This is a genomic window from Ancylobacter polymorphus, assembly GCF_022836935.1.
GTDB lineage: Bacteria > Pseudomonadota > Alphaproteobacteria > Rhizobiales > Xanthobacteraceae > Ancylobacter > Ancylobacter polymorphus_A.
Genome location: NZ_CP083239.1, coordinates 1293241 through 1306496, shown reverse-complemented (window position 1 = coordinate 1306496; position 13256 = coordinate 1293241). Strand labels below are relative to the sequence as shown.

Sequence of the window (13256 nt, the reverse complement as noted above, 5' to 3'; positions counted from 1 at the left end):
ATGTCGGGAGGGATGGGGAAGATTGGGGGGCTAAAATCCCCACCCCGTCACGCCCGGCGGCGATGACGGAACAGCCGCAGATAGCCGCCGGCGATCAGGCCGGTGCCGCCTTCCACGAGGCCAATGACGCGGTCGCGCAGGGGAGACGTCTTCCAGGGATCGGCCGCGACACGCTCGATGCCGAACAGGGCCTCAGCGATTGCGCGGTAGCTCGCGCCCCGGTTTCGTCCGTCGCAGGCTTGAAGCATCAGCCGCAGGCGTCCGCGCTGCTGGCGGGTCATGCGGGTGTCGGGTGGCACGGGCTTCCCACGGTGCGCATGCCAGAGGCGGTTCAGCGCCTCGATGCGGCCGGGCAGGTCGTCGTCAAAGGGGATCAGGGCGGCGATCGATGCGCCCGGTTCTATGCCGGAAAGCAGAAGGTGCGGCGGCGCCGCATGGTCAGGTGTTTCGGCAGGCACAGCGCGAGGCGCCGTGCCGGTGCTCCGCAGATGGTGGGGAAACTCGGTGAGGACGGTGACGGCCGGGTTGATCCGTGGGGACCAGTGGACCGGCTGACAGGTCGCGGGGAGCGAGGGTTTCGCGGGGACATCGTAACCCCCAGAGATGCTCGGCCTCGGCTGGGAGAGACGCCGCCGTGTTGCCGGTCTCCATGAGGCCGCGATAGGCCTGCTGGTAGGATGGATCCCGCCTCAGGCACTCCCAGGCCAATCCCTCTACCGAGAGATCATCGAAATAGTCGTAGGTCCGACGGTCTCGCCAGCGCGACGTATCGGGCTTCATGAGCGACTCCCAGACGGTGCATGCCGTGGGGTCATCAATTGAAGATTGTATTGCCGGGCAGAACTCACCTCACAGGCAACAGGTGATGCGTCGCACGCATCACCTGGATAGCGGCGCTTCAGTTCACGCGATGTGGGAGCAGATCGCGATAGCCTGTCTGGGCGAGCCAGCGGGCGCGCTCCAGATGGCTGTCATGCACCGCGCGGGCGCGGGCAGGCTCCTGCGCCGGATCAATCCCGAACAGAACGACCACCACTTCCTGCCAGTCGGCTCCCTCAGTGGTCGCGTCGAGGAGGCGCATATAGAGCTTGATATGGGTGCGGTCATAGGCGGTCAGTTCCTGACCGGACGGCGCCTTATCATCAAACGCCTTGGCCACGTCCATCCCCCGCAGGCTGCCGTTTCTTCTGTCGCAAACCAAGCCGTCGGCGACGGCGTGGGGCTGCAATTTGGGATCATTCTATCATGCGTGCTCATAAAGCCGAACGCTGCGTCGCCGGTGCGCACACCTGATCCACGGTCTCTTTGGCACTGACGATGCGAGGCACTCGGCGACCGCTGTCAGACCGTGGCGAGTGCGATGTAGAGAATACTCCGTGGTGAAATACTCATCAAGCGACTGCTCTCTCGGCCATGGAGATCCGAGAGGTGTTCGCGCGCAATCTGAAGGCCTTGCGGCTGGCCAAGGGGCTGTCGCAGGAGGAGCTTGCGCACCTCGCGGACATTGATCGCACCTATATCAGCTCGCTCGAGCGGTGCGTTTACAACGCCAGCATCGATGTGGTGCAGCGGCTCGCCTCGGTTCTCGGCGTCGAGGCCTCCGACCTGCTCCTGCGCGAGCCGACAGACAGGATCGAGACCGATCTCGAGGACGGCAAGTAGGGCTCGATTTTAGCCATCGCGAAATTCGCTGCTTGCCGATGGAGTGCGTCCCCGGCCTTGGTGGCCGGAGACGCGGCCCGCACGTCAGTCGCCGCGGCGCCCGTTGGGGCGGGACCAGATGAGGGAGAAATTCTCGCCGTCCTCGTCGTCGAAGAGGTTGGCGTAGATGGCGGCGGTGAAGCTCGGATCGTCGAGCTTGAGGCCCAGATAGTCGCGGCCCTCGGTGGAGCGCTTGGACCAGGCGGCGCCGATCTCGGCGCGGCCGACCAGGACGCGGTGGCTGGGGGCGTTTTCGCCGGTGGCGCGGGTGTCGGGGACGATGCGCACGCCCCGGGCCTGCACGCCGAGGGTCACGATGTCGCCGGTGAACTCGTTGGTGCCGGTCTTCTTGAAGGTGCCGATGGTGGCCATGTTCCGTCTCCGTCCTGTCTTCTGAGCCCGCACCATTGCGGCCTCGATGGCGATCGAGAGGCCGGAGGCGAGCGACGCCACATCGCCTCGGGGTCCCCATCGCGCTCGCGCGATGGGGTGAGGATTGCGACCGCAGCGCAGCGGAGGACGGCGCAGGCGCGACTTTGTTGCTGCGCGAGGAATGACAGCGATCCGGGGTCCCCGCGCAGCGCGCGGGGTGGGCGTCGGCAGGGGAAGAAAGTCGGGACCAGCCGTTGTGGCATAGGCGCTCGAGGCGCAGCCGTCCTTCGGCCAGATCAGGCCATTGAAGAGGCCGTCTGGAGCGGGCACGGGCGGATGGATGAGGGAGATGGTTTGGCCTTCGCGCCGGATATCGAGACCCGACCGGCGAGCATCGGCGGACGATAGCCTGAGCTTGGCCAAGCTGCGCATTCCTCGTCCCGCCAACGTCGCGAATGCTCTGCCCCAAGGGGGCTTTCGGCTGCGACGCGGCCGCCGTCCTCCACGCTCACCAATCTTGCCGCATTAGAGGGCGAAGCCGGCGCGCCGGATCTCCGCTCCCTCCCGGCCCAGCCGGTTGACGCGGACGATATGCCGTTCGCTGTCTGGTGCGCCGAACGGCTATCGCGGCGTCAGGGAGGGGAGCTGTGCCCGTCAGAAGGGCGGAACGCCTTCCTTCCGGTGATCCGCACGAAGGCGACAATGCCAACCACGCCGGCTCCGATGATCGAAAACACCATCTGCCACGTCTGCGAGGGCATGGTGTGCTTCACGATGCCATGGGTGGCGTGGAAGCCTGCCGCCGCAGCCGGGACGACGAACACGGCAACGATGAGCAGACGCGCCCAGATCGGGCGGACGATCGCGAATAGGAACTGGCCGAGGGCGTAAGTCAGGCCAGCGGCCACAAGGCCGACAACAACGCCGAGCCATCCGGCGCCGGTGCCATAGGCCCATGTGCCCGCCGTGATGCCCGCAAACAGCGGCAACGCGAATACCGCCAGCGTGAAGAGCAGCCAGCAGAAGAATGCGATTGTCGCCATGCTGAGGAGAATGCCGATGAAGATCATGGGGGCGGCTCCATAAAATCAGATCGAAGCGCCTCCACCACCACGATGCACCGGCGAGATTGGCGTCGGCGTCAGAGCAAGAGCGCACGCCGTCTCCGCCGTTCATGGCCGCCTGTTCGCCTCTCAAGAGGCGAAGGGGTCGATTTCGCGGACGATGGCGGCTTCGTCGCCATCATATTCTGCAGCCGGGGCGACGGAGAGCGTGCCGTCGCCGGCGCGGAAGATGACGACGGTGGCCATCAGGGTGGTGGCGAGGCTGAAGGCGAAGGCGTGAGCGATCTGGGCGGACATCGACCTGGCTCCTGCGCGAGCGGAGGTCCATCCCCCGCTGACAGGCGCCCGAAAGGGCCGGCCGGTGGCCGCAATCACCGTGTCCGGCGCAGCCGGAGCGGCGGCACGCGCAGCGTAGTCCGACCCTTCATGGGTTGATGGCGTCAGGCCATCGGCTGGACCCAAGGATCAGCGTCGTGAAGCGGGGATGGTCGTCCGGTCAGGAGACCGTGATGGCGGGTTACTGCGCAGGTCGCTTCCGAAGCGTTGTCAGGTTCAACACGTGCTGACTGTGGCAGGTCGTCACCGTTCCACGTTCCACGGATTGATGACCGCCACACCGGCGGCGTCGAATGCGCTGGTATCGCGCGTGGCCACAGTGAAGCCCCGGGAGGCTGCGATTGCGGCGATATAGCCGTCGGGCGTCGGAAAGCCCTTCCCGGCCGCACGCGCCTTCACGGCGAGGTCGGCATAGCGTCGTGCGGCAGCGATATCGAACGGCAGGACACGGTCAGCGAACAGCTCCATCAGCCCATCCAGGGCTTCGGTGAGCCGGTCTTGGCGCTTGCCCGCAGGCAGCGCACCGATGCCATACAACAGCTCGGCAATGGTGACGCTGGAGAGATAGAGCGTCTCGGCCGCCTGCTCGTCGAGCCACGCCCGCACGGTGTCGTCGGGCGTGGGCTTCATCGCCTCCGAGATGACATTGGTGTCGAGAAGGATCACTCGAAGCTCATCGGCTCGTCGGGCGTCCTGTCGCGCGCCGGGCTGAGGGCGTCGATGTCCTCATTGGTTAGGCCGAGACGGCGGCTGCGCTCCGCGAGCGCCGTGCCGAGCCGAAGACGCGTGTCAGGGCGAACGGCGGTCTCTAGGATGTCGCGCATCTCGGCTTCGGTGCTGCGGCCGTGCTGTGCCGCGCGCACCTTGAGGGCACGGTGCGTCGCCTCGGAGAGGTTGCGGATCGTCACTGCGGGCATGATGGCGCCTCCAGTAAGGCCGATAGCGTTGATAGCAAAATAGAGAAAACGCCATCACGTTCAAGATGGCGGGCTTGGCGGCGCTTATGCGCCACCAGTTCCGAAGCGATAGACCGGGATGCCCATCTTACGGGCCTTGTCGGCCAGATTGTCCTGAATGCCGGTGCCGGGAAAGATCACGACCCCGATCGGCACCACGTTCAGCATCTGGTCGTTGCGCTTGAAGGGCGCCGCCTTGGCGTGCTTCGTCCAGTCGGGCTTGAAGGCCACCTGCGGCACCTTGCGGCTGTCGGCCCAGAGGGATGCGATCTTTTCGGCGCCTTTAGGCGAGCCGCCATGCAGCAGCACCATGTCCGGGTGCTTGGCGTGGATCTGATCGAGCTTGGCCCAGATCTGCCTGTGATCGGCAGTGTCGCCGCCCGAGAAGGCGATCTTCGGCCCGACGGGCACGAGCACCTCGCTATCCGCGCGCCTCCTGGCGGCGAGAAAATCCCGGCTGTCGATCAGCGATGCGGTGAGGTGCCGATGGTTGACCCGTGATCCGGCCCGTGGCGTCCAGGGCGAGCCGGTGGCGATACGGTAGCGGTCGGCGGCGGCCTCGCGGAAGGTTTCCATGCCGTCGCGCCGGCCGATCAGGTTCATGCCGATGTCGATCAGGCGCTCGAGCTCCAGTGACTTCACCTCCGAGCCGTCCTGTTCGCGCTGAAGCTGCTTCTGGGCCTGCTCATTGTCGTCGAGCTTCTGTTCGATCCGGTCCACGGCGCGGTGGAACATGTTGACGGTCGACCAGAGGAGATCGGGAAGCTCGGCATCGAGGCTGGTGTCGGTGATCGTTGCGACCAGGGCATCGAAGATGTCGGCAACGGCGCCTTCGATGTGGCGGTCCTCCGGTGGCGGGCGCTGGTCGCGCTCGTCCTCGGAGGGACGATGGCCGTGGAGCTGCAATTCCTGGATCAGGTGGTCGGTCGGCGATGAGACGTGGTGCGGCTCGTGGTCGTCATGCGCGCTCATGGGATGCTCCGTCGGTTTGGACCGCCTGCCGTGGCGGCCTTCATGGCGACGAAGCCGTCGGTCGGGACGGACCTGCACCCGGAGCACGGGCATGGTCCCCGAAAGTGGGAACCGGTTTCGGGACAAGACCATGCCGGAAAAGCGCACAGGGCCGCAGCGCCAGCGGAGGATGGCGACAAGCCGGCGATTTTGCTTCGCGATGGAAAGCGGCCCGAAGGCCGCGCCGGAAAATCGTCGGCGGCAGCCATTGCTTATCCGGCCCGGCTGACGGCCGATCGCCCTCTCGAAGGCGCAAGGCGCGGTCCTCTTGCCGTTACTGACGCATCCTTGCAGGCATGGCGGCCACGCATCGCGGTTCAGCCCGTTTCGGCTATGGGGCCAGGCTCATGAAGCGCACGACATCTTCCGGGACGAGTTGCACCCGAACACCCATCCGGAGCGCATCGATACCGAGCCGCTGGAGATCCTCGTTGAAGTCTCCGAGCGCTGGCGACAATGGAATGGCCTCGATCCCCTCAGCGTTCGCCCGTTCGATCAGCGTGTCCCGCGCGGCGTCACCGGCAGGATCGTTGTCGCTGACGATGTAGAGCCGCCTCAGGGCAGGCGGGAACAGGATGGCGGCCAGATGTGCTGCCGAGAGCGCCGGCGCCATCGCCATGCTCGGCAGAACCTGCCGGAGCGACAGCAAGGTCTCGATGCCTTCGCCCGCTGCCATCACGGTGTCGGGCACACCGATGCGAACGGTAGACCCGAGCAGATCGCCCATCGCCTTGCGCGGCGTGTCGACTGGGGCCTTGTCCGAACCGTCGGGGGCGAGCCAGGTGCGGTGTACGCCAGTGATCCTGCCCGTGAGATCGGTGACGGCGGCGATCATGGCGGGCAAGGTCTCGGTCGGGCCGTCGTCAGGCCTGTAGTAGCAGCGCGGGTGGAAGCGCAGGTTTCCGGTTCCGTGCAGAAGCGTAATGCCGCGTCGGCGCAGATACGTCTGTGCGAGGGTCCCGGCGATGGGCCGCGACATAGCGAACAGCCGCTGTGCCGCTTCGATCGAACCTGATGGAGCCGGCGTGACGCAGCGACGTGGTGCTGCGGGCTCCGGTTCGGGATGCGGCAGGTTGAGAAAGGTCCGCGCTTCCTCGGCAACGTCAGCGAAGTCGAGGAGCCCCAGCGATCCCCGGATGACATCGAGAAGATCGCCATGTTCGCCGGTGGCGGCATCGGTCCATTTGCCCGCCGGGCCCTTCGCGGATGCGTGGAGCCGGACGAAGAGCGAGCGGCCGGGCGTGTTGCGGACATCGCCGACGAGCCAGTAGCGGCCCTCCCGGCGCCCATTGGAGAGATAGTGACGGCAAACGGCTTCGGCCCGATCGGCGAGCCGGCGCGACAGATGTTGAGCAATCCCGGACATGGCGAGCTTTTCAAAAACAAAGGCCCGCCGACAGAGCCGGCGGGCCGAGGTTCAGGATCGTGGTGAGGGTTACTCCGCCGCCACGGCAGGGGGGATGTCCGTGGTGTCTTCAGTATCCTCAAGACTCTCGTCTTCGCCCATGGCCGTTGTGCCGTCCTGCGCCGCCGTATCCTCGCCAACGGCGGGTTCGGCTCCGCGCAGCGGTTCCGGCAGCCAGCCGGTATTAGCCAGCAACGTTTCGGCCTCGCGGGCCATGTCGCCCTTCTTCAGGTGCGCGATGCGGTCCGCAACGCGCGACCCCTTGGCCTCGCACACCGCCAGCAGAATGCGGGCCTTGGTGACCCGGCCGAGGAAATTGTCCACGGTCGGCCTCCACCCGGCGGCCGCCATGTCGAGGTCGACGGCGCGGGCGAGTTGATCCGCATGGTGGAGGGCGCGGGGGCGCCGGTTCCAGGCCTCATGAACAGCATTCACCGACAGGCTCACCACATGGGCGAACAGGCTGGAGCGGCTGTCGCTGTCCCAGTCCCGCAGAGCCTCCCAGAGATCGGCCGAGTCCTTCGGCAGGACCTTGGCCCAGCCATCATGCCGGGCGTGGATCGCCGCGGCCGAGGCGCTGTCGTTCAGCCCCGGCGCCTGCGCGCTGAAGGCGATGCTCTTCAGGTCGAGTTCGAGGCAGCTATCCGAGCCGTAACGGTAGAAGCTCTTCAGCGTCAGGGCATGCAGGGCGGCGAGGAAGGCCACGTCCGGCCGTTCGCCCAGCGCCTGACGCAGGCCGAGCGTGCGGTGCGAGGTCAGTTCGGCCATGAGCCGGTCCGAGAGCGCAGACAGCCCTTCGTCCTCCTCGAGTTCGGGCGCCAGCGTATCGGCTGTAACAGCATCGCCCGCCCTCGTGGCCGCAGCGGCGGCAAGGCGCGGCCCCGCGTCCTCCACGGCGAGTTCGGGCTCAGCCGGCAGTTCGTCCTCAGGCCGCACATAGCCGCGCTCAATGCGCACCGACCCATCATGGGCGATGCTGACGAAGGCGCCGGCGCGCGCCGCCTCCGCCGGATCGAAGGCGATCGGACGCGCCTCGAAGGCTTCGATCGCCGTCTCGATCTCGCCGAGCCGCGCGTCGACCTCCTCCGGCAGTTCATCCGCCTCGGCGTATTCCGTGGACAGGCGATCATATTCCGCCTGGAGGGCATCGCGGCTCGCTTCCTCCTCAGTGGTGAGCGGGATGGTCTCGCCGCGCAGCTGTCGCAGGCCGTAGGTGTGGCCATAGGCGAAGTCAGGGGCCACCTCGACCCACTTCCATCCTTCGGTAGCGACAGCGTCGGCCTCGGCCTTGAGCTTCTCAGCCACAAGCCGGTCGACGAGCGCGACATCCTGCAGCCATCCGCCATCATCGCCCTGGAACAGGTCGCGCAGGATGGTGCCGCCGGCCTCGATATAGGCCTCGAGACCGATGAATTGGGCGCGCTTGTCACAGGCGCGGACAGCACCCTCGGTCAGCATGCGGCGGATGGCATAGGGCTGCTTGTCATAGGAGGTCTTCAGCCGCTCGAAGACCTGTTCCTGGCGCGCATGGTCGCCGGAAACGGTGAAGGCCATGAGCTGGTCGAGCGTCATGTCGTCCTCGGCATAGACCTCCAACAGCACCGGAGAGATCGAGGCGAGCCTGAGACGCTGCTTCACCACGCCGACGGAGACGAAGAAGGCGGCGGCGATCTCTTCCTCGGACTGCCCCTTCTCGCGCAGCGCCAGAAATGCGCGGAACTGGTCGAGCGGATGCAGCGGCGCGCGCTGGACATTCTCGGCGAGCGAATCCTCTTCGGCGATGCCGCCCTCCCGGATGACACAGGGCACCGGCGCGGTCTTGGCGAGGCGCTTCTGCTTCACCAGCACTTCCAGCGCCCGATAGCGCCGTCCGCCGGCCGGGATCTCGAACATGCCGGTCTCGACGCCGGTGTCGTCAACCACAGGCCGCACGCTCAGGCCCTGCAGCAGGCCACGGCGGGCGATGTCCTCAGCCAGTTCCTCGATCGAGACCCCAGCCTTGATGCGCCGGACGTTCGACTGGCTGAGCAGCAGCTTGTTGAAGGGGATGTCACGCGAGGGCGAGAGCGTGATCTTCTGAACATTGGTCGCCATGGAAGGCATCTCCGCGACGGGCGGCCAAGAGCCTCTCTCTCGGCCTCCAACCCGTCACGAAGCGCAGCGCCGCCCTCTCACTCTGGAGGGCAGCGCCGCAGAACCGCACAAGCAGAAAGCCGGAGACACGGATCTCCACATCTCCGGCTTTCCGGAAGTCAGGCTGCCCGATCGAGCAGCTTCTTTGCCCGGCCCTCAAGATCGAGCCTTGCATCCTGGTGGGGCTTGGCGCGTGCGACCGCGGTGATGCCCTGCACGAAGTCGAAGATGCTCTCGGGCTTGCGCCCCTCCTCGGCCAGCACCGTGTCGATGATCCTGGCGGTCTCGGCCTTGGAGAAGCCCCGGTTGCGGAGGAAGTCGCTGCGGTCCTCGTCGGTGCGCGCCACGATCTTCTCCCGTGCCGCCTTGATGCCGTTGACGAAGGGCATGGGCGAGGAATTGGCGAAGCGGGTGAGTGCCGGCGCTGCCTCGTGCGCAAAGCGCGAGGCGGCGTATTTGGAGTGGCGGATGGTGATCTCCTGGAAATCCTCGACACCCCAGAGATTGCGGTTCTGGCAGACGGCACGCAGATAGAAACTCGCGATGCCGAGCGTCTTGGCCCCCACCTCCGAGTTCCAGCAGTAGAAGCCCCGGAAATAGAGGTCCGGCGAGCCGTCGGGCAAACGCCCGGCCTCGATCGGGTTGAGGTCGTCAACCAGGAACAGGAAGACGTCGCGGTCGGAGGCATAGAGCGTCGTCGTATCCCTGGTGATGTCCACACGCGGATTGTAGATGCCCGTCGACCAGTCGAGCACGCCCGGCACCTTCCAGCGCGTGTCGCCGGTGCCGTTGCCGGCAATGCGCTGCACCGCTTCGACCAGCTCGTGATCGTAGATCCGGCCATAGTCCGGGCCGGTCACCGCGCGCAGCTCGACGCGGCCATTGGCGGTCTCATAGGTCTTGATCTGCTCGGCGCGGTGCGAGGTCAGACCATATTGCAGATTAATGCCGGCCAGCGCGGCTGGAAGCTGGCGCAGATAGGCGGCCGGGGCCCCGATCTGGGCCGCGAGCTGGCCGAAGGACCAATGGTTCGGCTCGACGGGGGCATCCGCCCCGGGAATGACCAGCGCCAACCGCTCGGCATTGGAGCGGCTCGCCTCCACATGGATACGCGACGTCTCCACCAGGCGCGACCGACTGTGATCAGCACGCCCCCGCACCATCGCGGCCATTTCGCCGAGCGACAGGAACCGCTCATCATCCGGCCGGGAGAACCACTCCGAAGACACGCGGCCGACCCGCTCGCCGCGGGTGACCTCCACCTTGTAGCCGCTGCTGGCATCACGACCGGCATCCAGAACCTGCATGTTCATGGGGATCAACCTCCATGACGGGCGCCGGAAGCCTCTCTCCCGGCCCTCAACCCGTCACGGAAATCCAGACCTGCCTCTCACACTTTGCCGCCCTGAGGGCTTTGGGGTGGGTCTGCCCGACAGTCCGGGAGGTGTGATCTGAAATTATCCCGAAAGAACTCTCCTGCAGCAGCCAGAGATGGTTGAACCAGTCGACCCAGGTCAGCGTGGCAACCTCGACGGCCTCGAAGGATCGCCAAGGACCTCGGCGATGGATGACCTCAGCCTTGACTCCATGACGGGCGCCGGAAGCCCTCCTCCGGCCCTCAACCCGTCGCGGGATTCCGGTCCTACCTCTCACTCTCAGTGGGCGAAAGGACATCCCGTACGCGGGAGAGGTGGTCTGCCGAATAGCCGCACCGCTTGTCCGCGCTTTCGCTGACCGGTCGGACAGGGCGGGCGCCTCCGCTGGAGCGCGCCACGGCTTTCCCTGCCGCGCTTACCGCCTGCTTACCGAAATGGCAGAGCTGTTGCCGGTAAGCAGAAAACGCCCCGAAGGGCGTTTGCTAACTATCTGATTTTCTTGGGAAAATTTGGAGCGGGCGATGGGATTCGAACCCACGACCCCAACCTTGGCAAGGTTGTGCTCTACCCCTGAGCTACACCCGCCCGCTCCGTCGTCCGTGTCGGCTTTCGTTGCCGCCCCGAACGGGACGCCTCTATGCCCCAGCCTCGCGGAGATTGCAACGGGGTCCCGCAGGATTTCTCACAGCCTGTTGACGGCGCCACGTTCGGCCGGCCGGACCCCGTGGCGGACTATCAGAAGACACGCTGTGTGAAGGCGTCGGCGAGATGCAGGCCATCGCTCGCACGCTCCAGCCGATAGTGATGGATGCGTTCATTCGCGCCGTGCTCGTCCTTCAGGCGGCGGACCGCGACGCGCTCGCCCGGATCGATGTTTCCGTGAAAATAGACCTCGCGCCGGCGCGTGGTCGCCCGGGGTGCCGGCCGGCCGTCGAAATGCCACTCGGCGCGATCAACCAGAGCTATGAAACTTGAGAAATAGAGAAAGCCGGCGCCGTTGAAATCCTGCGCGGGGCAGGGATCGAAGGTTATCAGCGCGTCCTCGACGATACCGGCGGCAGCGAACCGGGCCTCCGGCACCGCTCCGGTGCTGCGGAAGGTCGCGGCGCGGGCGGCGAGCGATTCGCTGGCGCGGCCGGGCGACATGATGGGCGGAATGCAGGTGGGAAACGCCTCCAGCGCCACGCGCGCCACGGTATGATTGCCGCCTCCAGGCGCCCGGCGCACAAAGGTGGAGACAAGATTCACCGTGCCGACCGGCCGGCCCTGACAGGTCAGTTCGTGCCGGCTGGCACATTGCGTGTGGGTCAGGCGGCATAGGGTGGTGCGGATGGTCAATCGGTCGTTCTCGCCCAGCGCGCCGAAGTCCGCCTGTTCCACCGAGAGCGCTCGGAACGCGGCATAGACCGGCGCGCCATCGGCCGCGCGGAAATCGGGAACGGCCCGGCCCGCCAGCTGCGCCAGACCCATCCAGTGCCGGTGGCCGAGCTCTTTCAACAGCCAGACCTCGGAGAGGCCGGCCAGGCAGAGCTGCGGCATGCCGAGCAGCAGCGTCTCCTCCGCGACGAAAGCTTCTGTCGGGGCAAGCCCCTCCGGGGAGAGCGCGATATTCATGCGGCGGTGTCCCGGTCGGCGAGGGCAGCTTCAGCGTTGGCGCGGCGCTCGGCGATGTGGGCGACGATGTGGGCGGCGTCGCGCCCAACGCTGCCGAAGCGGCCGGAGCCCCATGTGTGGAGCCAGGGCAGGCCGATGAAATAGATGCCCTCCTGCGCGGTTACCCCCCGCCGGTGCTGGGGATGGCCGGCGCCATTGAACACCGGCGCGTCGAGCCAGCGGAAATCGGGCCGGAAACCGATGCACCAGATGATGGCGGCGATGCCGGAGGCGGCGAGATCGAGCGCGGGCCGTTCCCGCTCCGGCTGCCACACCGGCGTGTAAACCGAGGGCGGCGGCGCGGTGAGGCCTTTTTCCGCGATGTGCTTGTCGATGGCGGCGTTGATGCCGTTATAGGTGCGATCGGCATCGTCCAGCGCCTCGGCAAGATTCGTGTCGAACAGGAGGTTCGTGCCATCGAATTCCCGCAGCACGCCGAATAGTTCCATCCCTTCCGTCGCGAAGCGGCGCAGGTCGATGTCGCGCCCGCCGTCGCGGCCGGTGACGTAATGATTGGTGTTGTCGCGCACCCCTTCGCGCAGGGGGTGCTGCTCCACCGGCATGTCGTAATAGCCCATGTCGGCCAACCAGCTGACGACATCGCGACCGCGATAGAAGCGGGCGCAGCGCGGGGCATTGCCCACCGCCAGGAAGACCTTGCGGCCGGCAAGGTGCAAGTCCTCGGCGATCTGGGCGCCGGACTGGCCGGAGCCGACGACCAGCACCGCGCCATCCGGCAGCTGGCCGGCATTGCGGTATTCGGCGGAATGGAGTTGCACGAGCGATGGCGGCAGGCGCTCGGCCATGCGCGGCACGATCGGCTCGTGATAGCCGCCGGAGGCCACGACGACCGCGTCAGCGCTGACATCGCCGGCGGAGGTGGCGACGAGAAAACCCCCTTCCGCCCGCCGGCTGACCCGGCGCACCGTCACCCCCTCGCGGATCGGCGGATCGACCTTGGCGCGGAACCCCTTGAGATAGGCGAGTATTTCGTCCTTCTTCATGAAGCCGTCCGGGTCTGGTCCGGCATAGGGATGGCCCGGCAGGTCACATTGCCAGTTCGGGGTGACGAGACAGAAATTATCCCAGCGCTGGCTTTCCCAGGCGTGCATGGCCGTGCGCTTCTCCAGCACCAGATGCTCAATACCGGCCGCGGTGAGGTGGTAGCTGGTCGACAGACCTGCCTGCCCGCCCCCGACAATGACCACGGGATAATGCGCGATACGATTCTCGTTCATGGGATGGCTCC

15 protein-coding genes and 1 tRNA gene are annotated in these 13256 nt (G+C 66.4%); 1 reads left to right on the top strand and 15 read right to left on the bottom strand.

What is annotated here, in order from left to right; translation table 11 throughout:
- Positions 1-47: 47 nt before the first annotated feature.
- The 3 genes from K9D25_RS06200 to K9D25_RS06190 all read right to left on the bottom strand — a co-directional run bounded on the left by K9D25_RS06200 (position 48) and on the right by K9D25_RS06190 (position 1165).
- On the bottom strand, positions 48-458 hold the full coding sequence (locus tag K9D25_RS06200; protein ID WP_347881467.1) for a DUF2285 domain-containing protein: 411 nt from the start codon (positions 456-458) through the stop codon (positions 48-50).
- The gene (locus K9D25_RS06195) at positions 439-780 is read right to left on the bottom strand and encodes a transcriptional regulator domain-containing protein (protein ID WP_244449996.1); all 342 of its coding nucleotides are present in this window, start codon (positions 778-780) and stop codon (positions 439-441) included. Before K9D25_RS06195 ends, K9D25_RS06200 begins: the two co-directional genes overlap by 20 nt.
- 118 nt (positions 781-898) lie before the next feature.
- On the bottom strand, positions 899-1165 hold the full coding sequence (locus K9D25_RS06190) for a DNA -binding domain-containing protein (RefSeq protein WP_149577236.1): 267 nt from the start codon (positions 1163-1165) through the stop codon (positions 899-901).
- Between the two features lie 248 nt (positions 1166-1413).
- Here K9D25_RS06190 and K9D25_RS06185 point away from each other — a divergent pair, with 248 nt between their 5' ends.
- Positions 1414-1662: a helix-turn-helix domain-containing protein gene (locus tag K9D25_RS06185; protein WP_244449995.1), complete on the top strand. Its 249-nt coding sequence runs from the start codon at positions 1414-1416 to the stop codon at positions 1660-1662.
- A gap of 84 nt (positions 1663-1746) precedes the next feature.
- Here the strand turns inward: K9D25_RS06185 and K9D25_RS06180 are convergent, their stop codons facing one another.
- The 12 genes from K9D25_RS06180 to K9D25_RS06120 form a co-directional block, all read right to left on the bottom strand.
- The gene (locus K9D25_RS06180) at positions 1747-2073 is read right to left on the bottom strand and encodes a DUF736 domain-containing protein (protein WP_244449994.1); all 327 of its coding nucleotides are present in this window, start codon (positions 2071-2073) and stop codon (positions 1747-1749) included.
- A 632-nt stretch (positions 2074-2705) separates the two neighbouring features.
- Complete coding sequence (locus K9D25_RS06175; protein WP_244449993.1) at positions 2706-3143, bottom strand: hypothetical protein; 438 nt, start codon at positions 3141-3143, stop codon at positions 2706-2708.
- 123 nt (positions 3144-3266) lie between these two features.
- Positions 3267-3434 carry a hypothetical protein gene (locus K9D25_RS06170; RefSeq protein ID WP_188079217.1) on the bottom strand — a complete coding sequence of 56 codons (168 nt, stop codon included), beginning with the start codon at positions 3432-3434 and terminating at the stop codon, positions 3267-3269.
- 282 nt (positions 3435-3716) lie between these two features.
- Positions 3717-4139 (bottom strand): type II toxin-antitoxin system VapC family toxin, encoded by a 423-nt coding sequence (locus K9D25_RS06165; protein WP_244449992.1) that lies wholly within the window; start codon positions 4137-4139, stop codon positions 3717-3719.
- Positions 4136-4390 (bottom strand): FitA-like ribbon-helix-helix domain-containing protein, encoded by a 255-nt coding sequence (locus K9D25_RS06160; RefSeq protein WP_244449991.1) that lies wholly within the window; start codon positions 4388-4390, stop codon positions 4136-4138. The genes K9D25_RS06165 and K9D25_RS06160 overlap by 4 nt, the downstream gene beginning before the upstream one ends.
- An 84-nt stretch (positions 4391-4474) precedes the next feature.
- Complete coding sequence (locus K9D25_RS06155; protein ID WP_244449990.1) at positions 4475-5401, bottom strand: DUF2493 domain-containing protein; 927 nt, start codon at positions 5399-5401, stop codon at positions 4475-4477.
- A gap of 370 nt (positions 5402-5771) precedes the next feature.
- Positions 5772-6806 (bottom strand): DUF7146 domain-containing protein, encoded by a 1035-nt coding sequence (locus K9D25_RS06150; protein WP_244449989.1) that lies wholly within the window; start codon positions 6804-6806, stop codon positions 5772-5774.
- Between the two features lie 69 nt (positions 6807-6875).
- Entirely contained in the window at positions 6876-8939 is a 2064-nt protein-coding gene (locus tag K9D25_RS06145; RefSeq protein ID WP_244449988.1) for a ParB/RepB/Spo0J family partition protein, read from the bottom strand.
- Between the two features lie 158 nt (positions 8940-9097).
- Positions 9098-10291: a DUF932 domain-containing protein gene (locus tag K9D25_RS06140; protein ID WP_244449987.1), complete on the bottom strand. Its 1194-nt coding sequence runs from the start codon at positions 10289-10291 to the stop codon at positions 9098-9100.
- Between the two features lie 573 nt (positions 10292-10864).
- A tRNA-Gly gene (locus tag K9D25_RS06130) sits at positions 10865-10939 on the bottom strand.
- Between the two features lie 150 nt (positions 10940-11089).
- Positions 11090-11968 carry a Pnap_2097 family protein gene (locus tag K9D25_RS06125; protein WP_244449986.1) on the bottom strand — a complete coding sequence of 293 codons (879 nt, stop codon included), beginning with the start codon at positions 11966-11968 and terminating at the stop codon, positions 11090-11092.
- Entirely contained in the window at positions 11965-13245 is a 1281-nt protein-coding gene (locus K9D25_RS06120) for an MSMEG_0569 family flavin-dependent oxidoreductase (protein ID WP_244449985.1), read from the bottom strand. The genes K9D25_RS06125 and K9D25_RS06120 overlap by 4 nt, the downstream gene beginning before the upstream one ends.
- Between the last annotated feature and the right edge of the window lie 11 nt (positions 13246-13256).